Raw genomic sequence first — 24,832 nt, forward strand, 5'->3', positions numbered from 1 at the left:
TCATCTAGTCCACCGCCTTGCCGAACTTGGCCCGCGTCACGTGGCGGGCGAGGAGGCTGATCACGAGCACGAGCCCGATCAGCACCAGCGCGCCCGCCCAGGCCTGCCGGTTCCAGTCGTCGTACGGGCTCGTGGCGTACAGGTACAGCCGCAACGGCAGGGCGTCGATGGGCTGCGTGGCCTGGACCGACCAGAAGTTGTTGCCCAACGCCGTGAACAGGAGCGGCGCCGTCTCGCCGGCCACCCGGGCCAGCGCCACCAGCGCGCCGGTCACGATGCCGGGAAGCGCCGTGCGCGCCACGATGCTCAACGACGTCCGCCAGTTGGGGTAGCCGAGCGCCAGCGCCGCTTCCCGCAGGGAATTGGGCACGGTCCGGATCATCTCCTCGGTGGTGCGCGCCGTGAGCGGAATCATCATCGATCCCAGCGCGATGCCGCCGGCCAACGCCGAGAAATGGTGCATCGGCCGCACCAGGATCTGCCAGGCAAAGATCCCCACGACGATCGACGGGAGTCCGTTCAGGACGTCGGAGAGAAAGCGCACCGCGTTGGCCAGCCGTGCGCCGCGGTGCTCGGCCAGGAAGATGCCGGCGCCGATCCCCACCGGCAGCCCAACCACCGAGGCGATGGCCAGCAGGTAGAGCGTGCCCACGATCGCGTTGGCCATCCCGCCGCCGGTGCCGCCGGGCGGCGCCGGCATCTTCGTGAAGAAGTCCCAGTTCAGCGCCGACGCGCCCTGCGACACCAGACGCCAGAGGATGAGCACCAGGGGCAGCAGCACGACGCCCGCCGCCAGCCACATCAGGCCGAGCATCACCACGTTGGCGATCTTGCGCCGCAGCATCAGACGCGCGCCCCGACGCGAGCGATCAGCCACCGCGCGATGACGTTCACCAGGAACGTGATCGCCAGCAGCGACGCCCCCACCGCCATGAGGGCCGAGAGGTGGGCGTTGCTCACCGCCTCGCTGAACTCATTGGCGATGATCGACGCCATCGTGTAGCCGGTGGCGAACAGCGACGTCGAGATCTTCGGCGTGTTGCCGATCACCATCGTCACGGCCATCGTCTCGCCCAGCGCGCGGCCCAGACCGAGCACGATGCCGCCCACGATGCCGGAACGCGCCCCAGGAATCACCGCGTCCCGGATCACCTCCCACCGCGTCGCGCCGAGGGCGAGCGCCGCTTCGCGCTGCGAACGCGGCACCGCCAGCAGCACTTCCCGCGTTACGGCGGAGATGTAGGGCAGGATCATGATCGACAGGATGATCCCGGCAGTCAGCATGCCGGGGCCGTACACCGGACCGCTGAAGATCGGCAGCCCGCCCAGGTGCAGGGTGTGCTTGACGAACGGCGCGATCGTGCCGCGCATCATGGGGGCGAGCACGAAGATCCCCCACAGTCCGTACACCACGCTCGGAATCGCAGCCAGCAGGTCCACCAGGAAGGACACCGGCTGGCGCAGCCATCGCGGCGCCAACTCGGACAGGAAGATCGCCGTGCCCACCGCCAGCGGCGTGGCGATCACCAGCGCGATCGCCGACGACACGAGGGTTCCGTAGATCGCCGGCGCGGCGCCGAACACGCTGGCCACCGGGTCCCACCGGCTGGACGTGAAGAACGAGAATCCCGCGCGTTGGAACGCCGGCCAGCCGGCGACGAAGATCTCGATGCCGACGTACGCCAGCAGCGCCGGGATGACCAGCGCCGCGATCGTCGTCAGCCACCGGTAGACGCGGTCCCCGACGGCGGCCCCGGCCATGTGCGGCGCGGCGCGAGGCGTCGTGACGTCCTCCGGCCCTTCGGATGCTTCCAACGGCAAATCCTCCACGTTCATCTCGGATGCAGCTATCCAAGTGAACGTGAAGGATCGCCTTCCGGAACCACACCACGCTGACCGCTTTGTAACGGCCGCGTAACATCCAACGCCAGCTTACTTCACTTTCACTTCGTTCAGGCGCGCCAGCACCATCGTCTGCATGTTCTTCGGCATCGGCGCGTATTGCAGCGACTCGGCCATCCCCTCGCCGTCCTTGATCGCCCACCGGAGGAAGGCCAGCAACTTCTTGCCCTTCTCCGCGTTCGCCTGGTTCTTGTAGAGCACGATCCACGTGAACGAGGAGATCGGGTACGACTTGGCGCCGGGCGCGTTCACGATCGAGATCCGGAAGTCGGTGGACTTGGGCAGCCGCGCCGCCGTACCGGCCGCGGCAAACGTGGCGCCTTCGAGCGACGGAGCCAGGTAGGCGGTGCCATCGGCGTTCTTCATCAGCGCATAGGGCAGGTGATTGAGGAGAGCGTAGGCGAGTTCAACGTAGCCCACCGCCCCCACGACCTGCTTGATCTGACCGGCCACGCCTTCGGTGCCCTTGGCCCCGATGCCGACGGGCCACTCCACCGAGATGCTCTTGCCCGGGCCCTTGGCCCATTCCGGGCTCACGTGCGACAGGTAGTCGGTCACGATGTACGTCGTGCCGCTGCCCTCGGAACGATGGACGACCAGGATGTCGATGTCCGGGAGTTGCACGCCGGGATTCAGCTTGGCGATCCGCGGGTCGTTCCATTTCGTGATCTTGCCGAGATAGATATCGGCGAGCAGCGGTCCATCCATCTTGAGGGGCACGTGCACGGTCGGAAGGTTGTAGCTGATCGCCACCGCCCCGATCACGGTCGGGATGTGGAAGATCGGGCCACCCTTCGCCCCCGCCAACTGCTCATTGGTCATCGGCGCGTCCGTGGCGCCGAAATCGACCGTCAGCTGCGAGAGCTGCTGGATGCCGCCGCCGGACCCGATCGACTGATAGTTGATCTTGATCCCCGTCTGCTTCGCGTAGGCGTCCGCCCACTTGGAATAGATCGGCTGGGCGAACGTCGAGCCGGCGCCGGTGAGATCCACGCCCTGCGCGCCGGCGGTGGCGCCGACGAGGAGAACCGCTGCTGCCAGGAGGTAACGCTTCATGTGTCGATGATCCTCGGTGTGCGTTGTGAGACTAGAAGCCGATGATGAAATGGAAGTAGAAGGCCTTCAGATCCGCGGTGCTGCCGTTGTGCCCTTCGATGTCCTGGAAATCGGCGTACACGGTGGACTTCTGGCTGATGTCGTAGCCGATGCCGCCGATGAGATACCGCTGATACGGGTCCAGGCTGTTGTCCGGCTTGTACTGATCGGCGCGGAGCACCACCGACCACGGATCGTTCTTCGTGTGATTGAGGAACGCCAGCGGGCGGACGATCGTGAACGCCGACGTCACGGCCCCGGTGACGGTGCTCACCGTCGGGTTCGTGGCCGAGTCGTTGCCGTCGGTCCGGCTGTCGTATTCGCCCACCACCGTCAGCCGAGGATCGTGGACCACCGCCACGTGCAGACCCCAGCGATCCTTCTGCAGTCCCGGGCCGTTGACGTTGAAGTTGCTCGGATTGTAGCCCTTCCAGAAGTACGGGCTGATCTGCAGCGTCTTGAACATCCCCGCGCCGTCCTGGTTGCCCAGCGGCGTCCAGCTCAGCCGGGCACTCACATCCTTGAACCGGTCCGTCTCGTAATGGCCGTAGCCGTTGCCGTTGTATACGCCGGCCATCAACTGGCCCTGCTTTCCGGGAAGCGTCAGGAGCGCCACCGCGCCGAGGTCCGACGACGGCACGAACGAGAGGTAGTCGATCGGCGTGTTCGTGATGCCGCGCTGCCAGAAGCCCTCCATCATGTCGATCTCGGGCGTCTGCGTGAGCCCGAACCGGAAGGTGAGCGCCGCCGGATCCTTGCCCTGGTCCTTCCACGCCGACCACTCCATGAACGCGTACTTCAGGCGGGACGTCCATCCCGCATAATACGCGCCGCTGGTCGTCGTGTTCGTGTTCTGGTACACGTCCGTGGTCACGCGCACGGTGACGTTGTCCCCTGCGGGCATGATGAAGTTCAGATACGCGCGCGTGAGGTCGAACTTGTTGATGGCGCGCTGCGCCTTGGTGCCGCCGTTCTGCCAATCAAAGTACACCACGCCCGAGAACTTGAGCGGAGTGCCGACCGGGGTTTGCGCTGCGACGCCGGTCGCCGCGACGGCGACGAACGCGGCGGCGGTGGCCAGACGAGGGAGAGATCGCATGTGGGCTCGCTGAGAGGGTGAGCAGTGGTTTGGCGTGAGGGTAGGCGGCGGGTCCGCCCCAGCGAGTTCAAGGCTAGGCGGACCCTGTCACGACGCTCGCCCGGGTTCGTAACAGCCGGGTAAAGGCGGCCGCCGCGTCCCGGTCGCGCGTCCGCGTTGACGCCGGGCCCGCGCGGCGCTACTCTCGCGCCCGCAGTGGCGTTCCGGTTTCCATTCCCCAGACCCGCGGGAGGCGCGCATGGGCTTGCTCGCCGAGTGGCAGCAGCTCGATCGACGGCAGCGCAGCGCGTGCATCGCCAGCTTCCTCGGCTGGACGCTCGATGCGTTCGACTTCTTTCTCATGGTCTTCGTCCTCGGGGCCGTGGCCAAGGAGTTCGGCACCGACGTCAAGACCGTCGCCTTCGCCATCACGCTCACGCTGGCCATGCGGCCATTGGGGGCGCTGGCGTTCGGCCTGCTCGCCGATCGCTACGGGCGCCGGCCCGTATTGATGATCGACATCCTCCTGTTCTCGGTGCTGGAGCTCGCCTCGGCGTTCGCGCCGTCGCTCGTCGTGCTCCTCGTCCTCCGCGCGGCGTTCGGATTCGCGATGGGGGGCGAATGGGGAATCGGCGCCTCGTTGGTGATGGAATCGATCCCCGCGCGCACGCGCGGCCTCGCATCGGGGATTCTGCAGGAGGGGTATGCCTTCGGCTACCTGCTGGCTGCCGTCGTCTACGGCCTCCTGTTCAACACCATCGGGTGGCGCGGCATGTTCGCGGTGGGGATCGTCCCGGCGCTGCTCGTCCTCTACATCCGGCAGGGGGTGGAGGAGTCGCCGGCGTGGGAGCGAATGCGGGGAAAGCCGCGCCCCAGCTTCCTGGCCTCCATCCGCGGGCACTGGAAGCTGTTCGCGTACGTCGTGGTGCTGATGACCGCGTTCAACTTCTTCAGTCACGGCACCCAGGATCTCTATCCCACGTTCCTCCAGGCGCAACACCACTTCTCCACCGGTACGGTGAGCCTGATCACGATCGTCGCCAACATCGGCGCGATCACGGGCGGCGTCTTCTTCGGCACGCTCTCCCAGCGCATCGGACGCCGCACGGCGATCGTGATCGCCGCGCTGTTCGGGCTGCTGATGATCCCGCTCTGGTCGCTGGCATCCGGTGCCGTGGTGCTGGGGCTCGGCGCCTTCCTGATGCAGGTGGCGGTGCAGGGGGCCTGGGGGGTGATCCCGGCCCACCTCAACGAGCTTTCCCCGGATGAGGTGCGCGGCACCTTTCCCGGGTTCGCCTACCAGCTCGGCAACTTCCTCGCCTCCGCCAACGCCACGATCCAGGCCTGGATCGCCGACAAGCGGGGGGGCAACTATGGGTTCGCGCTGGCGGTGGTCGCGGCCCTGGTGGCCGTCGTGATCGCCTTCCTCACGGCGGCAGGGCCCGAGGCGCGCGGCGTGACGTTCGGGGGGACGGGGGACGATATCGCGGGAGAGTGACCGCGTTGACAGGCGCTAAGTGCTTGCGTAGCTTAGAGGTCTGTCTAAAACGCCGTCTTCGGCGGCCGAGACCCGGGTTGCAGCCAGCACCGGTGAGGCGCAGCACCCACATCGTTCGTCAGGGCAGTCAATGAAGACGTTCAGCGCCACCCCGCGCGACATCGAGCAGCGGTGGTTCATCGTGGACGCAGACGGCATGGTGCTCGGCCGCCTCGCATCCGAAATCGCGAAGGTCATTCGCGGCAAGCACAAGCCCATCTTCACCCCGCACATGGACACCGGTGACAACGTCATCGTGATCAATGCGGCCAAGGTCAGGGTCACCGGGCGGAAGGCGGAGCAGAAGCGCTACTTCACGTACACCGGGTACATGGGCCACGAGCGGCACACGCCGTTCGCCACCATGCTGGCCAAGCACCCCGAGCGCGTGATCGAGAAGGCGGTGCACGGCATGCTTCCCAAGACGGCCCTCGGCCGCCAGGTCCTGCGCGGCAAGCTGCGCGTGTACGCAGGCGCCGAGCATCCGCACGCGGCACAGCAGCCCACGCCGCTTCCCATCAAGAAGAGCGAGACCAAGTAATGGCCGACACGACCACGATCCACGCGATCGGCCGCCGCAAAGAGGCGGTGTGCCGCGTCTACATCAAGCCGGGCTCCGGCAAGTGGGACGTCAACGGGCGCACGCTCGGCGACTTCTTCCCGCGGCCCACGCTGGTGTCGGCCATCCAGCAGCCGTTCACGGCGACCGACACGCTCGGCCGTTACGATGTCAAGGCGAAATGCGAAGGCGGCGGCCAGAACGGCCAGGCCGGCGCGCTTCGCCTCGCGGTGGCCCGCGCCCTCGTCATGATCGACGAGGAGCACCGCCGCAAACTGCGTGACCTCGGCCTCCTGACGCGCGACGCCAGGGCGGTCGAGCGCAAGAAGCCGGGCCGTCCCAAGGCCCGCAAGCGGTTCCAGTTCAGTAAGCGCTAGTCGCGTGGGTGGGGGTGGGCGGGGGCTTGGTCTCCCGTCCGCCACTCACCGGCGCGGGCCGTTCATCTCTCACCCTTCCCGAGCCCTCGCGGGTGCCGATTCATCGGTTCGCGACGGGCGCTGACGGCGGGGGACGATCAAACCAAACCGAGGGTAGTCTCGCACCATGTCCGATTCGCAGCTCACGCTCGAGCAGTTGCTCGCCGCCGGTGTCCATTTCGGGCACCAGACGCGGCGCTGGAATCCCAAGATGCGCCGGTTCATTTTCGCCGAGCGCAACGGGATCCACATCATCGATCTCCAGAAAACCATCCGGCAGCTCGACCTCGCCCAGAAGCTGGCCCGCGAGGTCATCCTGCGCGGCGAGAACGTGCTGTTCGTCTGCACCAAGACGCAGTTGGCTGGCATCGTCAAGGAAGCCGCCGAAAGCTGCGGCGCGCTCTTCATCACCGAGCGCTGGCTGGGCGGCCTGCTCACCAACTTCCAGACGGCCAAGAAGCAGCTGCGCCGCATGAAGGAGCTGGAAGCCGGCTCCGAGTCGGGCGGCGAGTTCGAGAACTACACCAAGAAAGAGCAGCTGATGATGGGGCGGGAGCGGGACAAGCTCACCAAGTACCTGGGCGGCATCCGCAACATGACGCGGCTCCCGGGCCTGCTGTTCGTGGTCGACTCCAAGAAGGAGCGCATCGCCGTCAGCGAGGCCAACAAGCTCAAGCTCCCGATCATCGCCGTGGTCGACACCAACGCCGATCCCGATCTCATCACGGTGCCGATCGCCGGCAACGACGACGCGATCCGCTCGGTGGAGTTGATGACCAAGGCGATCGCGGCTGCCATCTCCGAAGCGCGGCGCGAAGCGCCGGTGCGCGAGGAGACCGAGGAAGGCGAGAGCTACACCTACAGCTCCGATCGCGGCGCCGAACCGGCCGAGGGCGAAGCCGAACGCAAGCGTCGCCGCCGTCCGCGGCGCCGCCGTGCCAAGCCCGAAGCGATCGCGGCGCGCCTCAAGACCACCGGCGAGCCCGGCGAAGCGGTTGAAGCCGGCGACGCCGGAGAATCCGAGGGTGCCGCCGACGGCGGCGAATCGACCCCCGCCGAATAGCTCCGGATCGACGGCCCGCCCGGCGGGCCGCTGGTCGCGGCGCCTGCCGCTGCAGCACCGACAGACGCCGCCGGCTCCCGCTGGCGGCGTTTCCACGACTCAGACCGTAGGACGGATCAATACATGGCACCATTTTCCGCGAAAGACGTCCAGGAGCTGCGCCAGCGTACCGGCGCCGGCATGATGGACTGCAAGAAGGCCCTCGACGAGACCGGGGGCGATATCGACAAGGCCGTGGAGAACCTGCGCTCGCGCGGCGTGGCCAAGGCCGAGAAACGCGCCGGCCGCACGACCAGCGAGGGCATCATCGGACACTACATCCACCACAACGGCAAGGTGGCGGCGCTGGTCGAGATCAACTGCGAAACCGACTTCGTGGCCCGCACCGATGATTTCAAGGACCTCGCCCGCTTCATCGCCGAACACATCGCGGCCACCGCGCCGCTGGCCGTGGACAAGGACGGGATCCCCGCCGCGGTGGTGGATTCGGAGCGCCGGATCGCCGAGGAGCAGACGCGCCAGAGTGGCAAGCCCGAGGCCATGCTCCAGAAGATCGTGGACGGCAAGATCGAGGCGTTCTTCAAGGACGTGACGCTGCTCAGCCAGCCCTGGGTGCGCGACCCCAAGAAGACGATCTCCGACCTCGTCAAGGAAGTCTCGGCCAAGACCGGCGAGAACATCCAGGTCAAGCGCTTCGCGCGCCTGCAGCTCGGCGAGGGCTGAGCCCCATGGCCGAGCTCCGCTATCCGCGCGTGCTGATCAAGCTCTCCGGTGAAGCCCTGGCCGGAAAGATGGGGTTCGGCTTCGATTTCGAAACCATCGACCGCCTGGCCGACGAGGTGGTCTCCGTGGTCCGCCTGGGCGCCACGGTGGGCATGGTGATCGGCGGCGGCAACATCGTGCGCGGCACCATCCTCTCGAAGATGGGGATGGACCGCGTCACCGCCGACTACATGGGCATGCTCGGCACCGTCATCAATGCGCTCGCGGTGCAGGACATTCTCGAGCGCAAAGGCATCGTCACCCGCGTCATGACGGCCATCCGGATGGAGGAACTCGCCGAGCCCTACATCCGGCGCCGCGCCCTCCGCCACTTCGAGAAGGGGCGGAGCGTGATCTTTGCCGCCGGTACCGGCAATCCCTATTTTTCCACCGACACCGCGGCGGTCCTGCGCGCCATCCAGATCAAGGCCGACGTGATCATCAAGGCCACGAGCGTGGACGGCGTGTATTCGGCGGATCCCAAGCAGGACCCCACCGCCACGCGGTACGAGGAGATCAGCTACCGCGACGTCATGATCGAGGAGTTGAAGGTGATGGACCAGACGGCTGTCACGCTCTGCAAGGAAAACGACCTGCCCTTGATCGTTCTCAACATCCATCGACCTGGCGCCATCGCCCGCGCGGTCCGCGGGGAGCGCGAAGGAACTCTCGTCCGATGAGCACAATCCAAGACATCCTGAAGGAATGCCGCGGCACCATGGAGAAGGGCCTCGAGAGCACGAAGCGCGAATTCTCCACGCTCCGCTCGGGCAAAGCCTCGCCCAACATGCTCGATACCGTGCGCGTCGAGGTGTACGGCTCGCTGCTCGGGATGAACCAGGTGGCCACCGTGTCGTCGCCCGAACCGCGCACGCTGATCGTCACCCCGTTCGACAAGAGCCAGAGCAAGGTGATCGAGAAGGCGATTCGCGACGCCAACCTCGGGCTCGAACCGTCCAGCCAGGGCGCCGTGATCCGCGTGCCGCTGCCGATGATGAACGAGGAGCGGCGAAAGGAGCTGGTCAAGGTCATGCACAAGATGGCCGAGGAAGGGAAGATCGCCATTCGCCACGCCCGCACCCACGCCCGCGAGTCGGCCAAGAAGCTGCAGGGCGTGTCCGAGGATGACGTGAAGCACGGCGAGAAGGACATCCAGAAGCTCCACGACGACTTCATTCACAAGGTCGACGAGTTGATCAAGGTGAAGGAAGCCGAGATCATGGAAGTCTGACGCGAGGCCTCGTGGTGTGCCGGACCTGACAGGCGAGGAGCTGCTGGGGCGCATCCGCCTGCACGGGCGCATTCCGCGCCACGTGGCCATCATCATGGATGGCAACGGCCGGTGGGCGCGCGACCGCGTCATGCCGCGCACGTACGGCCACCGCGCCGGCATGCAGTCGGTGCGCGAGGTCGTCGAGGCGGCGATCGAGGTCGGCCTCGAATCGCTCTCCCTGTTCGCCTTCTCCAAGGAGAACTGGCAGCGGCCCAAGCGCGAGGTCTCGGCCCTCATGTCGCTGCTCGAGGAGTACATCCAGCGCGAGGCCGATGCGCTGGACGAGCACGGCGTGCGCGTGCGCGTGCTCGGCGAGATCGAGCGGCTGACGCCGCCCGCCGCCGCCGCCGTGGCCCGCGTCACGGCCCAGACCGCCGCCAACGACCGCCTCGCGCTCAATCTGTTCATCTCCTACGGCGCGCGCGCCGAGCTCGTCCGCGCCGCGCGGTCCCTGGCCGAGGACGTCGCGGCGGGGCGGCTGTCGCCCGGCCAGATCGACGAGGCCGCGTTCGAGGGCCGCCTGTATACCGCCGGCATGGTGGATCCCGATCTGCTCATCCGCACGTCGGGCGAGCAGCGCATCTCCAACTTCATGCTCTGGCAACTCGCCTACACGGAGCTCTACGTGTCACCCGTCCTCTGGCCCGACTTCCGCCGGCCGCAATTCTACGAAGCCATTCTCGCCTTCCAGGCGCGCGATCGCCGGTTCGGCCGCGTGACCGTCTGATGGGCGAGCTGTCGCGCCGGGTCCTGTTCGCGGTCGTCGCCGCGCCGATCGTCGTCGCCATCCTCCTGTGGGGCGGCGCGGCGCTGGCGGCCCTCCTCGCCGTGGCCTCCGCGCTCGCGGCGTGGGAGTTCTTCCGCCTCGCGCGCGCCGCCGGCAACCAACCCCTGGACGACATCGGCATCGGACTGGCCGGCCTCACCCCGCTCGCCGTGCACGCCCGCTATCTGGGCATCTACGTCGTGCGCCCGGTCGACATCATCGTCGTCGTCCTCGCCGTGTGCACCCTGTCGCTCTGGATGCGGGGATCGCGCGGGCAGCCCATGGCGTCGCTCGGCGTGACCCTGTTCGGCGCGCTGTACAGCGGCTGCACGCTGTCGTTCGCGTATGCGTTGCGCTATCACCCGTACGCTCTGGGCGGACGCGACGTGGACATCGGCGGCCACCAGGTGCTCATCGCCGCCGGCGGAGTGATCGTCATGCTCCCCGTCCTCGTCACCTGGGCCACCGACATCGGGGCCTATGCCGTGGGGCGCACCCTGGGCAAGCGCAAGCTGATGCCCTCGGTGAGCCCCGGAAAGACCGTGGCCGGCGCCGTCGGCGGGATCATCGCCAGCGGCCTCGTCACCTACGCGTTCGCGGAATACGTGCTCCGTCCGGTGGCCCAGCTCGGGCTCACTCCCGTCGGGATTGCCGTGTTCGCGGTGGTGGTGAGCATCGCGGCGCAGGCGGGCGACCTGTTCGAGTCGCTGCTCAAGCGCGAGGCCGGCGTCAAGGACAGCTCGACCCTGATTCCGGGCCATGGCGGCATCCTGGATCGGCTCGACAGCCTGTTCTTCGTATTGCCGGTGGCGTATCTGCTCCTCGGCCTGCTGCTCGTCCCGGCGCCGCTATGACCAGAAGGGGCGTGGCCATTCTCGGGTCGACCGGATCGATCGGCACGACCGCGCTCCGGGTGTTGTCCCGCCAACCCGAGCGGTTTCGCGTGGCGGCGCTCACGGCGTTCGAGAACGCCACGCTGCTGCGCGAGCAGGTGGCGGCGCACCGGCCGTCGTTCGTGGGCATCGTGCGGGCTGGCGCCGCCGTGGGCGACGATTGGCGCACCGGCCCGGCGTGCCTCACCGAGGCCGCCGTGCGGGACGACGTGGACATCGTGCTCAACGCCGTGGTGGGCTCGATCGGCCTCGACGCGACGCTGGCGGCGCTCGAATGCGGCAAGCGGGTGGCGCTGGCCAACAAGGAGACGCTCGTCATGGGCGGGCACCTCGTGGAAGCGGCCCGCGTGCGCGGCGGCGGCGAAATCGTGCCCGTGGACAGCGAGCACAGCGCCGTGCTGCAGTGCATCGCCGGTCGGCCCGGCGTCGAGGTGCGCCGCGTCGTCCTCACGGCCTCGGGCGGCCCGTTCCGAACGTGGTCGCCGGACCAACTCCAGCGGGCGACGCTGGCCGACGCGCTCCAGCATCCCACCTGGCGGATGGGCCGCAAGATCACGGTGGACAGCGCCACGCTGGCCAACAAGGCGCTCGAAGTGATCGAGGCGCACTACCTGTTCGGACTGCCCTACGACCGCATCGACGTCGTCGTGCATCCGCAGAGCATCGTCCATTCGTTCGTGGAGTTCGTGGATGGGAGCGTGCTCGCGCAGCTGGGCGTGCCGAGCATGGAGCTGCCGGTGCTGTACGCGCTCACCCATCCGGCGCGGGTGCCCGACGTCGGCATCGCGCCATTCGACCCCGTGGCGGCGTCGCCGCTCACCTTCGAGCCCGTCCGCGTGGACGATTTCCCGGCCCTGCGTCTTGGCATCGCGGCGGGCCGGGCGGGCGGGGCCGCGCCGGCGGTGTTCAATGCCGCCAATGAGCAGGCGGTCGCCATATTCCTGGACGGACGTATCGGGTTCACCGAGATCGCGAACGCGATCGGCGGGGCCCTCGATGCGCTGGGCGCGTGGCCGGGCGACACCCGGGACGCGCTCGAAGCGGCCGACGCCGCGGCCCGTCAATTCGTGAGAGACCGTTTCGGATGCTAGCGATTCTTGCCCCCCTGCTCGTGTTCGGCCTCGTGATCTTCGTCCACGAGCTGGGCCACTTCCTGGCCGCGAAGGCCGTGGGGGTGTATGCCCCGCGCTTCTCCATCGGGTTCGGGCCGGCCCTCTGGCGCCGCCGGCGCGGCGAGACGGAGTACGTGCTCGCGCTCCTTCCGCTGGGCGGTTACGTGCGGATGGCGTCGCGGCACGACGAGACGGCGGCGTTTCTCGAGGGGGGCAGCGAGGAGCAGAGCGGCCTCAAGGCGGGAGATCCCGGCTACGATCCCGGGGCGATGATCCCGTTCGGCCCGCGCCCCGTGCCCGAGCATCGGTGGTTCGAGTCCAAGCCGCTGCCGGCCCGGCTCTTCATCCTGCTCGCCGGGGTGTCGATGAACGCGATCCTGGCGCTGGTCGTGGCGATCGGGCTGTCCCTGCATTTCGGGCGCGTCGTCGTGCCCACGCGCGTCGTCGGCGCGGTGCGCGTGCCGGTCGAAGCGCCGTCGCTCAAGGCGCTCCTCCCCGGCGACACCATCCTCCGGGTCAACGGAGACACCGTCGCCGACTGGAGCGACATCATCGGCGACATCGGCAAGAGCCAGCGCCAGGTGACGTTCACCACCCAGCACGGCGACGTGGTCGTTCCATTGACCGATCAGGTCACGCCGGCGACGGTGGCCAATGCCATCGACTACCGCGTGGCGCCGGTCATGGATTCGATCATCGCGGGCGGTCCGGCGGCACGCGGGGGCATGCAACCCGGCGACAGCATCGTCGCCATCGACGGCGAGGCGATGCCCGGGTTCGCGGAACTGGTCGCCCGGGTCTCGGCGGCGGCCAACGTGCCGCTCGTCGTCCAGGTGAGTCGCGGGGGCCGTCTCCTGGACCTGCGCATCACGCCGCGCCCTACGCCCGTCACCGACCCGGTCACGGGCGCGGTGGATACGGTGGGGCGCATCGGCGTGGCGCAGCGCGAGCTGGTGCGGCGCGTGCCGCTGAGCGCGGCCCAGGCCGTGAGCAACGGGACCCGCGCCACCTGGGCCATGGGCGGCGCCGTGGTGGGAACGGTCCACGATCTGATGACGCGCAAGGTATCGGTCACGGAGCTCGGCGGGCCGATCGCCATCACGCGGGCGTCGGTGCAGGCGGCGCGGAGCGGGATGGAGAGCCTGTTCTATCTCATCGCGCTTCTCAGCATCAACGTCGCCGTGCTGAACCTGCTGCCCATTCCGATTCTGGATGGGGGGCAGATCGTCATGAACGTGATCGAGACGGCCAAGGGCAGCCCGTTCAGCGCGCGCACGCGGGAGAACATTCTGCGCGTAGGATTGCTGGCGATCGCGCTGCTGTTCGCGATCGTGATGTTCAACGATACGAAGGCGTGGCTGGGCCGGTTCTTCTCCTGAGCGCGGACCGGTGGGGGAGGGGCGAGGAAAACCCGCGCCACGTGCCTCCCTTTACAGGCGCAGGTGCCCCCGTTAACTTCATAAGCTGTAACTAATTCGGTTCAATCGTCATACCGCCATTGGGGCGGGGATCATCACGACATGTCCTTTCTGAAGTCACCCGAGATCGCGAAGTACAGAGCCCACGAGAGCGACACCGGCTCCACCAAGGTGCAGGTGGCCGTCCTCACGGAGCGCATCAACTACCTGACCGAGCACTTCCGCGCGCACAAGAAGGACCACCACAGCCGGCGCGGCCTGCTGAAGATGGTGGGCCAGCGGAAGCGGTTGCTGAGCTACCTGCGACGGACCGACGTCGAGAGCTATCGCCAGCTGGTTCAGGATCTCGGTCTCCGGTACTAGGGTGAGCGTGATGAGCACGCGCGCGGAGCGCCACGTCGTGGCCCGCGCGCTTTTTGCATTCCACGAGGCCACAACGCAATGATGCAACGCATCGAAAAGATCTTCGCCGGTCGCAAACTCGTCATCGAGACGGGGCGCATGGCGAAGCAGGCGGCCGGATCGGCCGTCGTGCAGTTCGGCGATACCATGGTCATCGCCGCCGTCACGGTGAGCGACAAGCGCAGCACGCTCCCGTTCTTCCCGCTCCTCGTCGAGTATCGCGAGAAGACCTACGCCGCGGGCAAGATCCCGGGCGGGTTCATCAAGCGCGAAGGACGCCCGCACGACCACGAGATCCTCGCGGCGCGCGTGATCGATCGCTCGATCCGTCCGCTGTTCCCGGACGGGTTCAAGAACGAGGTCCAGGTCTACATCTACGTGGTGTCGGCCGACCAGGAGAACGACGCCGACGTGCTCGCGCTCGTCGCCGCCTCGTTCGCGATCAACGCCTCCCGCATCCCGTTCATGGGCCCCATCGCCGGGGTCCGCGTGGGTCGCATGGAGGACAAGTGGATCCTCAACCCCACCTTCCAGCAGCTCGAGTACAGCGACCTGGATCTCGTCGTCGCCGGCTCGGACGACTCGATCGTCATGGTCGAAGGCGGCGCGCTGCAGGTGTCCGAGGATGACGTCGTCGACGCGCTCCAGGTCGCCCATGGCGGCATCAAGGAGCTGATCGCGGCCCAGGAAGAGCTGCTCGCCAAGATCGACCGCCCGGCCAAGATGGCGTGGGTCAAGCCCGAACTTCCCGCCGGCCTCGAGGCCCGCGTCAAGAAGGTGGCCGAGCCGCGCATCGCCGACGCGATCAACCAGAAGGACAAGCACACCCGCGTCCAGGCCGTGGAACGCGTCAAGGACGCGGTGGCCGAGGAACTCACGCCCGAATTCCCCGACAACGTCGGCGACATCAAGGGCGTGCTCGACGACGTCGAGTACGACGCGCTGCGCTCGCAGGTCCTCGACACCAAGCTCCGCGTCGACGGCCGCAAGGCCACCGAGGTGCGGACGATCACGATCGACACCGCGGTGCTGCCGCGGGCTCACGGCTCGGCCCTGTTCACGCGCGGCCAGACCCAGGCCCTGGTGAGCGTCACGCTCGGCACGGCCAACGACGTGCAGCGGCTCGACACGATCGACGAGCCGTCCGAGTCCACCAAGTCGTTCATGCTCCACTACAACTTCCCGCCGTTCTCCACGGGCGAGGTCCGGCCCATGCGCGGCACGTCGCGCCGCGAGATCGGCCACGGGAATCTGGCCGAGCGCGCCCTCCAGGCGATGCTCCCGCCGTTTGAAGAGTTCCCGTATACCATCCGCGTCGTGTCCGACGTGCTCGAGTCCAACGGGTCGTCGTCCATGGCGTCGATCTGCGGCGGCTCGCTGGCCCTGTTCGACGCCGGCGTCCCGATGGGCGCGCCGCTGGCCGGCGTGGCGATGGGCCTGATCAAGGAAGGCAAGAAGTACGCCGTCCTCACCGATATCCTGGGCACCGAGGACCACCTCGGCGACATGGACTTCAAGGTGGCCGGCACCGCCCAGGGGATCACGTCCATCCAGATGGACATCAAGGTCCAGGGCCTCGACCTCAAGATCATGAAGGAAGCCCTCGCGCAGGCGCGTGAAGGCCGCCTCCATATCCTCGGCGAGATGCAGAAGGCGCTGGCGGCCCCGCGGGCCGACCTGTCGCCGTACGCGCCCCGCATCGTCACGATGACGATCAACCCCGAGAAGATCGGCGACCTCATCGGCCCCAAGGGCAAGACCATCCGCGGCATCCAGGACGAGACGGGCGCCGAACTCACGGTGGACGACTCCGGCCTGGTCACGATCGCCGCCGTCGGCGGCGAGGCCATGGAACGGGCGCGCCAGATGGTGCAGGCGATCACCGCCGAGCCGGTGGTGGGCGAGATCTACGAGGGCCCCGTCAAGTCCACGACGGCGTTCGGCGCGTTCATCGAGATCATGCCGGGCACCGAAGGCCTCCTGCACATCTCCGAGATGCGCCACGGCCGCACGGACAAGACCGAGGACGTGGTCAAGAAGGGCGACCGCGTGAAGGTCAAGCTCATCGAACGCGATGAGCGCGGACGCCTGCGCCTGTCGATGAAGGCGCTGCAGCCCAAGCCCGAAGGCACACCGGACGAGCCGGCGGCCGAGGGTCAGGGCGGCGAAGCGCGTGCCGAATCCTCGGAGCGCGGGGATCGCGGCGATCGCGGGGGCGAACGTCACGGCGGGCGCCGCGGCGGCGAGCGTTCGCGGCGCTAGTGACTGCACCCGAGCGTCACGGCGACACGCAGTTCCGGCGCACCGTACTCTCGAATGGACTGACCGTACTCTCGGAGCAGATGCCGGGAGTACGGTCGGTGTCGTTCGGGGCCTGGGTGCGGTCGGCCTCGGTCCACGAGCGGGCCGACGAGATGGGGGTGTCGCACCTCCTCGAGCACATGGTGTTCAAGGGCACGGCGCGCCGGAGCGCCGCCGAGATCGCGCTGTCCCTGGAAGCCGTCGGGGGCGGGCTCGATGCGTACACGTCGCGCGAACACACCGTGTTCCAGGCCCGCGTCCTCGACGCGCACCTGGACCTCGCGGCCGACGTGATCGCCGACATGATGTTCCAGCCGGCGCTGCGCGAGGAAGATCTGGCGCTCGAGCGGCGGGTGGTGCTCGAGGAGATCGCGATGGTCGACGACACCCCGGACGATCTCGTGTTCGAGCTGCACAACGAGGCCCTCTGGGGCGCGCACCCGTTCGGGTATTCCATCCTCGGCACGCGCGAGACCGTGTCCGGGCTCGGCACGCGCGAGCTCCGGGCCCTCCACGAGCGCGCGTATCACCCGGAGCACATCGTCGTATCGGCCGCCGGAAGCGTGGATCACGACCAGCTGCTCGCGGCGCTCGATGCCACGGGATGGACGGCGAGGCCCAGAGGCGGCACGCCGCGTCCGGTGGCGCCCCCGGTGTCCATCGTCGCTCCGGCGTCGCGCCACGTGGATCGCGAGGGCGCCCAGACGCACCTCGTGGTGGGATCCCGCGCCATGGCGCACCACGACCCGCGCCGTCACGCGCTGGTGCTGGTGAGCATGCTGATGGGTGGCGGGATGAGCTCGCGCCTGTTCCAGCGAGTGCGCGAGGAACTGGGCCTCGCCTACGCGGTGTACACCTTCCAGTCGCTGCATGAGCTGGCCGGCATCCACGGGGTGTACGTGGGGACGGGGCCCGAGACGGCCGGACCGGCCCTGGAGGCGATAACCGCCGAGCTCGGGCGCGTGGCCGCGGAAGGCATCCCCGAGGCGGAGCTGGCCATGGGCAAGGAGCAGCTCAAGGGGCAGTTGGTGCTGTCCCTGGAGAGCCCGGGGGCGCGGATGTACCGGGCGGCGTCGGTGGAGCTCTACGACGAGCCGTACCGCACGCTGGACGAGCTGCTCGCCCAGGTGGACGCGGTGGAGCCGGCGACGGTGGCCCAGGTGGCCCGGGAGTTCTTCGACCCGGCGGCGCAGACGGTGCTCTCGCTGGGGCCCACGCGGGCGGATTGAGCCCGCAGGGCGGGGTGCACCGGATGTTCCCGGTCCTTAGGTTTCCCAGTGACCCCAAGCCGGGACTCGCATCAGGGCGGTCACGGCCGGTCACCAAATCTCGCACCCAATTCGAGCCATGAAAATTGGCGTTCCGAAGGAAATCAAAACGAACGAGAACCGCATCGCGCTGGTTCCGGCGGGCGCCGAAGCGCTCGTGAGCGCGGGCCATTCCGTGCTGGTCGAGGCCGGCGCCGGGCTTGGCAGCGGGTTCCCCGACGATATGTACACGACGGTGGGCGCGAAGCTCGCCCCCGACGCCGCCACGGTGTGGCGCGACAGCGACATGATCATGAAGGTCAAGGAGCCGATCGAGCCGGAGTGGAAGCACATGCGGCGCGGCCAGCTCATCTTCACGTACTTCCACTTCGCCGCCGACGAGCGCCTGACCAGAGCCCACATGGACAGTGGCGCCGTGTGCGTGGCCTACGAGACCGTGGAGCTGCCCAACCACGACCTGCCGCTGCTCATCCCGATGTCCGAGGTGGCGGGCCGGATGGCGGTGCAGGAGGGCGCCAAGTACCTCGAGAAGCTCTACGGAGGGCGCGGGGTGCTGCTCGGCGGCGTGCCGGGCGTGGCGCCGGCCAAGGTCGTGATCCTGGGCGGTGGCGTGGTGGGCACCAATGCCGCCAAGATGGCCGCCGGGATGGGCGCCAAGGTGATCATCCTCGACCTGTCGTTGGATCGGCTCCGCTATCTCAGCGACGTCATGCCGGCCAACGTGCAGCTCATCCACTCCAACCGGCACAACATCCTCGAAGCCATCGAGACGGCCGACCTCGTGGTGGGCGGCGTGCTCATCGCGGGCGCCAAGGCGCCCAAACTGGTCCGTCGCGAGGATCTGAAGCGGATGCGCCCCGGCTCCGTGATCGTGGATGTGGCGATCGATCAGGGCGGGTGCGTGGAGACGATCCATGCGACCACGCACGAGAATCCCACCTACGTGGTGGACGGGGTCATCCACTACGGCGTGGCCAACATGCCGGGCGGCGTGCCGCGCACGTCCACCCTGGCGCTGACCAACGCGACGCTGCCCTACGCGGCGCAGCTGGCCAACAAGGGCTGGAAACAGGCCCTCACGGACAATGCCGCCCTGCTCAAGGGTCTGAACGTGGCGGATGGGCACGTGACGTACCAGGCGGTGGCGGAGGCGTTCGGGCTGCCATACGTCGAGGCCGCCAAGTTCCTCGGCTGAGCACCCGCCGGGGTGCGGTGGGAAACACATGGGGGGTGGGGACCGAACCGGCCCCCACCCCCCAGATTTTCTGGGCAACCGGGCAGTGTGCGGAGTGGCGTAGGTTACGGCGAATCAATATCTTGCTGGCACATCCGTGCGGCGATACGTTCACGTCCGGCCGCCGCCGGCTGACCTCGATGCGCCACGCTCCGTTCCCACACCACGGGTCATGATTCCAGGTTGATGCGCTGGCCTTTCTTCAAAGCGGGCTCTCTCTTTCCCGCAAATGCGATCGGTGTCGATCTCGGCACGGCCAATACCCTGATCTACGTCAAGGGTGAGGGCATCGTACTCAACGAGCCTTCCGTCGTCGCGATCGATCGCGAGACGAAGAAGATCAAGGGTGTGGGGCTCGAAGCCAAACGCATGCTCGGCCGCACGCCGGACGGCGTGATCGCCGTGCGCCCGATGAAGGACGGCGTGATCGCCGACTTCGACGTGACGGAGAAGATGCTGCGCTACTTCCTCACGCTGATCATCGAGAACCACGTGTTCAAGGTGAAGCCGCGCGTGATCGTGTGCGTGCCGTCCGGTATTACAGAAGTAGAAAAACGCGCCGTCCGTGATTCGGCGATGGGCGCCGGCGCGAAGGAAGTATTCATGGTGGCCGAGCCGATGGCGGCGGCGATCGGCGTCGGCCTTCCCGTGGAGACGCCCACCGGCAACATGGTCATCGACATCGGCGGCGGCACCACGGAGATCGCCGTGATCGCGCTCTCCGGCATCGTCAGCGACACCTCGATCCGCACCGGGGGCGACGAACTGGACATCGCCATCGTCCAGTTCCTGCGCAAGAACTACAACCTGCTGATCGGCGAGCCCACGGCCGAGCAGGTGAAGATCCAGATCGGCTCGGCGGCGCCGGTGGGCGACGAGCGCGAGATGGACGTGAAGGGACGCGACCTCGTGTCGGGCATCCCGAAGACGGTGCGGGTCCATTCCAGTGAAATCCGCGAGGCGATCCAGGAGCCGATCCAGCAGATCGTCGATGCCGTGCGGCGGGCGCTCGAGATCACGCCGCCGGAACTGGCCAGCGACATCGTCGATCGCGGCATCGTGATGACCGGCGGCGGCGCGCTGATCCGCGGCCTCGATCTGCTGCTCAGCCAGGAGACGAGCCTGCCGATCCACGTGGACGAGGATCCGCTGACCTGCGTCGTGCGGGGGACGGGGCGCATCCTCGACGACGAAGAGAAGTACTGGTCCGTCCTCAGTAGCTGAGGCCGGTCGTGGCCCGCGCTGCCCGCTCCGGCACCCGCGTCGACGTCGGCGTCCTCGTGGTGTGCGTCGTGCTGTCGCTGCTCACGTTGGCCCTGCCGCAGCCCATGCGCGCGCCCGTCGCGGCGGCGCTGCGCCGCACCCTCATGTCGCCGCTCGTGACCGTGCAGCGCGGGGCGGCGCAGTGGCGCGTGGCATGGATGGAGTCGGAGCGCCTCGCCATCGGCCGCGATTCGCTGGCCATCGACGCCGCCGATGCCCATGCCCTGCGACTCGAGAACGACCGGTTGCGCGGACTCCTGGGCATGGGGAGCAGGCTGCGGTGGGGGTTCGTGCCGGCCGAGGCCCTGCAGGAGAACGGGCGCCCGGGCGACGTCATCACGTCGCTCGTGTTGAGCGCCGGCAGTCGCGCCGGCATCACGACGTACAGCCCCGTGGTGGCGCCCGAGGGCGTCGTCGGCCTGGTGCAGACCGCCGACCCCGCGACGAGCATCGTCATGCTCTTCTCGCATCCCGATTTTCGGGTGAGCGCCATGACCGCCGACGGCAGCGTGTTCGGCATCGTGTATCCGCACATCGGCGCCGGATCGGCCGGATATCTGCTGGAACTGCGGAACGTGGTCTTCCGGACCCTGCTCAAGCCCGGCGCGGAGATCATCACCTCGGGACTCGGCGGCACGTTCCCGCGGGGCATTCCGGTAGGCACCGTGATCGCCGAGATCCGGAACACGGAGGGCTGGTCGCGCACGTATCTCGTGCGCCCGGCGGTGAATCCCGCCGACGTGACCTCGGTGATGGTGCTCACCCCACAGCGTGCCTCGCAGGGCGTGGGGAACGTGTGGGCCACCGCGGCCGGCGCCGATTCGGCGCAGGCCCGGATCACCACGGTGTCCGATTCGCTGGCCCGAGCGGTGGCGCGGCTCGAAGCGGCGCGGCGCCAGGCCGCGGCCGACAGCGCGGCGGGCCACCCGGCGCGCCCCGACAGCGGGCGAGGCGGCCGGTGAGCGCCGCCCGCGTGGTGCGAACCACGATCGTCGTCGGCGCGCTGGTGGTGCTCCAGTTCGCGCTCGAGCCGCTCATGCCCTGGCGCGTGTCGGCCGACTTCATGGTCATCGCGCTGCTGTACGGCGCGGTGCGCATGCGCCCCGGAGCGGCGGCCGTGCTCGGGTTCTCGCTCGGCCTGGTGACCGATTCGCTCACGCTCGGCGGGTTCGGCGCCGGCGCGCTGGCCCTGACGGTGGTCGGATTCTCGGCGTCGTGGCTCAAGGCGTTGTTCTTCGCCGACAATCTCGCGCTCAATGCCTTCTTCCTCTTCCTCGGCAAGTGGGCGTTCGATCTGGTGTACGTGTTGGCCATGCACAACCTGTCGTTGGGGGCAATGCTCGCGCAGCTGTTCATCTGGTCGGTGCTCTCGGCCGCGGTGACCGCGGTGGCGGGCGTGGTGTTGATGGCGATTCTGCGGCCGCTGGACGCGGCCCGCCGCGCGTGAGCTTCCATCCCAACGAAGTCGCGCGGCGGGCCCGCGTGGCCCTGGCGCTGGTCGGCGGAGGGCTCGCGTTCCTGCTCATGGCGTTCTTCCGGACGCAGGTCATCCGGAACCAGGAATGGTCGCTGCGCTCCGAGGAGAACCGGCTGCGCGAGGTGCCGCTGCCGGCGCCGCGCGGCACCATCCTCGATCGCACCGGGAAGGTCATCGCCGAGAACGTCGTCGGGTACACCGTGTCGATCCTTCCGCAGTCGATGGACTCCCTCCGGGCCACGCTCCAACGCGTCGCGCAGATGGTGCCGCTCAGCCGCGGCGAGATGGATGCCGCGCTCCGTCGCTACCGCCGCAATCCCGTGCGGCCCACCGTCATCCTGCCGGATCCATCGTTCGACGAGATCTCGGTGCTCGAAGAGCATCGCATCGACCTGCCCAACCTGATCATCCAGTCGGCGCCCAAGCGGTACTATCCCGCCGGCGCGGCCGTGGCCGCGTTCGTGGGGACGATCGGCGAAGTGAGCGACTCGGAACTCGCCTCGGCCGCCTTTGCCGGCTACAAGCCCGGCCAGGAGGTGGGCAAGCAGGGCCTGGAGCGCGAGTACGAGTCCACGCTGCGCGGACGGGAGGGCAGCCGGTTCGTGGAGGTGGACGCGCGCGGCCGCGTGGTGCGCGAGGTCGGCGCGCGCGAGGATCTCGCGCCCCAGCAGGGAGCGCCGCTCAACACCTACATCGATCTCGATCTGCAGGAGTACGTGGCGCAACTGTTCGGCGATTCGCTTACCGGCGGAGCGGTGGCCATCGACCCACGCACCGGCGGCGTGATCGCGCTCTACAGCGCGCCGAGCTGGGATCCCAACCGGTTCGTGGGCGGCGTGTCGACGGCCTACTACGATTCGCTGCGCGACGATCCCCGCCACCCGCTCTACAACAAGGCCACCCAGGGCGAGTACCCACCGGGCTCCACGTGGAAGCTGGCCACGGCCGTGATCGGGTTGGAAGACGGGCTGGTGACGATGTCCGATCACATGCCGCAACCGTGCACGGGGTCCATTCGCTACGGGGATCGAACCTGGGCGTGCTGGGACGCCAAGGGGCACGGCGATCTCACGCTGCAGCAGGCCATCGAGAAGTCGTGCGACGTGTACTTCTACCAGCTCGGACTGCGCATCGGGCTCAGCCGGCTGATCGCCGGCGGCGTGCAGCTGGGGTTCACGGCGCCGGCCGGCATCGACATCCCGGAAGACAGCCGGCCGAGATTCCCCGACCGCCAGAAGTACTTCGACGAGAAGTACGGGCCGCGTGGCTGGACGCAGGGCGCCACGGTGATGAACATGTCCATCGGGCAGGGAGAGAATGCGCAGACGGTGCTGGGGATGGCCAAGTTCTATACCGCGGTTGCCGAGAACGGCATGGAGGCCACGCCCGAGATCGCGATGCGCGCGCCCGAGCGCCGGCGGATCTTCACGCTGGACTCCACGCAGGCGGACAACCTGAGGGCGGCGCTGATGGGCGTGGTGCAGGCGGGCGGGACGGCGGCCAGCGCGCAGATCAAGGGCGTCGTCATGGCGGGCAAGACGGGCACGGCCCAGAGCGGCGTGCGGCGGAACGGCGTCGAGCTCAACCACGCCTGGTTCGCCGGATTCGCGCCCGCCGACGATCCGCAGATCGTGGTCGTCGTGATGCTCGAGTTCGGTGGTCACGGACCGCGGGCGGCGCAGATCGCGTCCAAAATCATCGGCCACTACCTCAAGACCACCCCCACCGCGCTCCTCGAGACCGGCGGATGAGCGCGGACCGGCGCATCTCCCTGGACTGGCCCCTGATCGGAGTCGCGATCGTCCTCTCGTTGTACGGGATCGCGATCGTGTACTCCGCCGGACAGACCGACGTGCCCACGCGCGTGGCGATCCTGTACCGGCAGCAGATCCTGTGGTTCTTCCTCGGGCTGCTCGGCGCCTACGGCGTGAGCCGGGCATCGGTGCGCCTCATCGAGTGGGCCACCATGCCGGCGTACATCGGCACGATCGTCGTCCTCCTGCTGCTGCTGTTCGTCGGGAAGGGCTCGGGCACCGCGGCGAGTTCGCGCAGCTGGCTGGCCATCGGCGGGGTGCGCCTGGGCCAGCCGTCGGAGCTCGCCAAGATCACCGTGGTGCTGATGCTCGCCAAGGTGCTGGCCGGGAATCGCGAGGCGCCCAAATCGCTCCTCGAACTCTGGAAGCCGGCGCTGATCGTGGGCATTCCCTGGCTGCTGATCATGCTCCAACCGGACCTCGGCACCGGCATCGTGTTCGTGGGCATCTTCTTCGCGATGCTGTTCTGGACCGGCATCTCGTGGCGGCTGCTGGTGCTGATCGCGAGTCCCGTAGTCAGCCTCGTCCTGGCGTTCAACACCAGCATCTGGGGCGCCTGGTTTCTGCTCCTGCTGGCGCTGGTGCTCTGGTACAAGCCGTATCTCTGGGAGGGCGTGTTCATCGTCTCGGCCAATCTGGTCTCCGGGGTGGTCGCTCCGCTCCTCTGGGATCACCTGGAGCCGTACCGGCAGGCACGGTTGCGGGTGTTCCTCAACCCGGCCAGCGATCCCCTGCGAACGGGGTATCACGTGATCCAGTCCCAGGTGGCGATCGGGTCCGGCGGCTGGCTGGGCAAGGGGTTCACGATGGGCACGCAGAAGCGGCTCGCGTTCCTCCCCGAGCAGCACACGGACTTCATCTTCTCGGTGGTCGGCGAGGAACTCGGGTTCATCGGGGTCACGGTGGCGTTGGCCCTGTTCGGCTACCTGTTCTTCCGCGTCGTGCGCGTGGCGGCTCGGGCCAGCGATTCGTACAGCAGCCTCGTGGCGTTCGGCCTGCTGGGCTACTGGGCCACGCACGTGTTCGAGAACGTGGGGATGACGCTGAATCTCACCCCGATCACGGGCATTCCCCTGCCGTTCTTCAGCTACGGCGGATCGGCGATGTTCTCGAGCTGGCTGGCCGTGGGCATCCTGGCGCGCATCTCCAGCGAGGGGCGGGGTGGGGCGACGGGGCGGTTGGCGCTGTAGGCCGCGCCT

At 68.2% G+C, this 24,832-nt stretch carries 24 protein-coding genes; 20 read left to right on the plus strand and 4 right to left on the minus strand.

What is annotated here, in order from left to right; all coding sequences use genetic code 11:
* Positions 1–4: 4 nt before the first annotated feature.
* From pstA to VNE60_00930, 4 genes are all read right to left on the minus strand, one after another.
* Complete coding sequence (pstA, locus tag VNE60_00915) at positions 5–844, minus strand: phosphate ABC transporter permease PstA (GenBank protein HVB30066.1); 840 nt, start codon at positions 842–844, stop codon at positions 5–7.
* Positions 844–1,836 (minus strand): phosphate ABC transporter permease subunit PstC, encoded by a 993-nt coding sequence (pstC, locus tag VNE60_00920; protein ID HVB30067.1) that lies wholly within the window; start codon positions 1,834–1,836, stop codon positions 844–846. The genes pstA and pstC overlap by 1 nt, the downstream gene beginning before the upstream one ends.
* Before the next feature lie 96 nt (positions 1,837–1,932).
* Positions 1,933–2,958, minus strand: a complete 1,026-nt coding sequence (pstS, locus tag VNE60_00925) for a phosphate ABC transporter substrate-binding protein PstS (GenBank protein HVB30068.1) — start codon at positions 2,956–2,958, stop codon at positions 1,933–1,935.
* Positions 2,959–2,989: 31 nt separating this feature from the next.
* Positions 2,990–4,096, minus strand: coding sequence for a hypothetical protein (locus VNE60_00930; GenBank protein HVB30069.1), 1,107 nt, complete (start codon positions 4,094–4,096; stop codon positions 2,990–2,992).
* Positions 4,097–4,334: 238 nt separating this feature from the next.
* On the opposite strand from VNE60_00930, the gene VNE60_00935 reads away from it, so the two are divergent.
* The 20 genes from VNE60_00935 to rodA all read left to right on the plus strand — a co-directional run bounded on the left by VNE60_00935 (position 4,335) and on the right by rodA (position 24,823).
* The gene (locus VNE60_00935; GenBank protein ID HVB30070.1) at positions 4,335–5,573 is read left to right on the plus strand and encodes an MFS transporter; all 1,239 of its coding nucleotides are present in this window, start codon (positions 4,335–4,337) and stop codon (positions 5,571–5,573) included.
* A 130-nt stretch (positions 5,574–5,703) separates the two neighbouring features.
* Entirely contained in the window at positions 5,704–6,153 is a 450-nt protein-coding gene (rplM, locus tag VNE60_00940; GenBank protein ID HVB30071.1) for a 50S ribosomal protein L13, read from the plus strand.
* The gene (gene rpsI, locus VNE60_00945) at positions 6,153–6,548 is read left to right on the plus strand and encodes a 30S ribosomal protein S9 (protein HVB30072.1); all 396 of its coding nucleotides are present in this window, start codon (positions 6,153–6,155) and stop codon (positions 6,546–6,548) included. The genes rplM and rpsI overlap by 1 nt, the downstream gene beginning before the upstream one ends.
* Before the next feature lie 166 nt (positions 6,549–6,714).
* Positions 6,715–7,650 (plus strand): 30S ribosomal protein S2, encoded by a 936-nt coding sequence (gene rpsB / locus VNE60_00950; protein HVB30073.1) that lies wholly within the window; start codon positions 6,715–6,717, stop codon positions 7,648–7,650.
* A 123-nt stretch (positions 7,651–7,773) separates the two neighbouring features.
* Positions 7,774–8,373 carry a translation elongation factor Ts gene (gene tsf, locus VNE60_00955; protein ID HVB30074.1) on the plus strand — a complete coding sequence of 200 codons (600 nt, stop codon included), beginning with the start codon at positions 7,774–7,776 and terminating at the stop codon, positions 8,371–8,373.
* A gap of 5 nt (positions 8,374–8,378) precedes the next feature.
* Entirely contained in the window at positions 8,379–9,092 is a 714-nt protein-coding gene (pyrH, locus tag VNE60_00960; GenBank protein ID HVB30075.1) for a UMP kinase, read from the plus strand.
* Positions 9,089–9,643 carry a ribosome recycling factor gene (gene frr / locus VNE60_00965; protein ID HVB30076.1) on the plus strand — a complete coding sequence of 185 codons (555 nt, stop codon included), beginning with the start codon at positions 9,089–9,091 and terminating at the stop codon, positions 9,641–9,643. Before pyrH ends, frr begins: the two co-directional genes overlap by 4 nt.
* A 16-nt stretch (positions 9,644–9,659) precedes the next feature.
* Positions 9,660–10,412: an isoprenyl transferase gene (locus tag VNE60_00970; GenBank protein HVB30077.1), complete on the plus strand. Its 753-nt coding sequence runs from the start codon at positions 9,660–9,662 to the stop codon at positions 10,410–10,412.
* On the plus strand, positions 10,412–11,305 hold the full coding sequence (locus VNE60_00975; GenBank protein ID HVB30078.1) for a phosphatidate cytidylyltransferase: 894 nt from the start codon (positions 10,412–10,414) through the stop codon (positions 11,303–11,305). The genes VNE60_00970 and VNE60_00975 overlap by 1 nt, the downstream gene beginning before the upstream one ends.
* On the plus strand, positions 11,302–12,435 hold the full coding sequence (gene dxr, locus VNE60_00980; protein ID HVB30079.1) for a 1-deoxy-D-xylulose-5-phosphate reductoisomerase: 1,134 nt from the start codon (positions 11,302–11,304) through the stop codon (positions 12,433–12,435). Before VNE60_00975 ends, dxr begins: the two co-directional genes overlap by 4 nt.
* Positions 12,429–13,835: an RIP metalloprotease RseP gene (gene rseP, locus VNE60_00985; GenBank protein ID HVB30080.1), complete on the plus strand. Its 1,407-nt coding sequence runs from the start codon at positions 12,429–12,431 to the stop codon at positions 13,833–13,835. Before dxr ends, rseP begins: the two co-directional genes overlap by 7 nt.
* Before the next feature lie 141 nt (positions 13,836–13,976).
* Complete coding sequence (gene rpsO, locus VNE60_00990) at positions 13,977–14,237, plus strand: 30S ribosomal protein S15 (GenBank protein HVB30081.1); 261 nt, start codon at positions 13,977–13,979, stop codon at positions 14,235–14,237.
* A gap of 78 nt (positions 14,238–14,315) precedes the next feature.
* Complete coding sequence (locus tag VNE60_00995) at positions 14,316–16,538, plus strand: polyribonucleotide nucleotidyltransferase (protein HVB30082.1); 2,223 nt, start codon at positions 14,316–14,318, stop codon at positions 16,536–16,538.
* Entirely contained in the window at positions 16,538–17,806 is a 1,269-nt protein-coding gene (locus VNE60_01000) for a pitrilysin family protein (GenBank protein ID HVB30083.1), read from the plus strand. Before VNE60_00995 ends, VNE60_01000 begins: the two co-directional genes overlap by 1 nt.
* Positions 17,807–17,924: 118 nt before the next feature.
* Complete coding sequence (ald, locus tag VNE60_01005; protein HVB30084.1) at positions 17,925–19,040, plus strand: alanine dehydrogenase; 1,116 nt, start codon at positions 17,925–17,927, stop codon at positions 19,038–19,040.
* Positions 19,041–19,265: 225 nt separating this feature from the next.
* A complete protein-coding gene (locus tag VNE60_01010) occupies positions 19,266–20,303 on the plus strand; it encodes a rod shape-determining protein (protein HVB30085.1) in 1,038 nt (345 codons plus the stop codon).
* Positions 20,304–20,311: 8 nt separating this feature from the next.
* The gene (gene mreC, locus VNE60_01015; protein ID HVB30086.1) at positions 20,312–21,304 is read left to right on the plus strand and encodes a rod shape-determining protein MreC; all 993 of its coding nucleotides are present in this window, start codon (positions 20,312–20,314) and stop codon (positions 21,302–21,304) included.
* The gene (mreD, locus tag VNE60_01020) at positions 21,301–21,789 is read left to right on the plus strand and encodes a rod shape-determining protein MreD (protein ID HVB30087.1); all 489 of its coding nucleotides are present in this window, start codon (positions 21,301–21,303) and stop codon (positions 21,787–21,789) included. The genes mreC and mreD overlap by 4 nt, the downstream gene beginning before the upstream one ends.
* The gene (mrdA, locus tag VNE60_01025; GenBank protein HVB30088.1) at positions 21,786–23,570 is read left to right on the plus strand and encodes a penicillin-binding protein 2; all 1,785 of its coding nucleotides are present in this window, start codon (positions 21,786–21,788) and stop codon (positions 23,568–23,570) included. The genes mreD and mrdA overlap by 4 nt, the downstream gene beginning before the upstream one ends.
* Positions 23,567–24,823 (plus strand): rod shape-determining protein RodA, encoded by a 1,257-nt coding sequence (gene rodA, locus VNE60_01030; GenBank protein ID HVB30089.1) that lies wholly within the window; start codon positions 23,567–23,569, stop codon positions 24,821–24,823. Before mrdA ends, rodA begins: the two co-directional genes overlap by 4 nt.
* Positions 24,824–24,832 lie beyond the last annotated feature (9 nt).

Source organism: Gemmatimonadaceae bacterium, assembly GCA_035533755.1.
Taxonomy (GTDB): domain Bacteria; phylum Gemmatimonadota; class Gemmatimonadetes; order Gemmatimonadales; family Gemmatimonadaceae; genus JAGWRI01.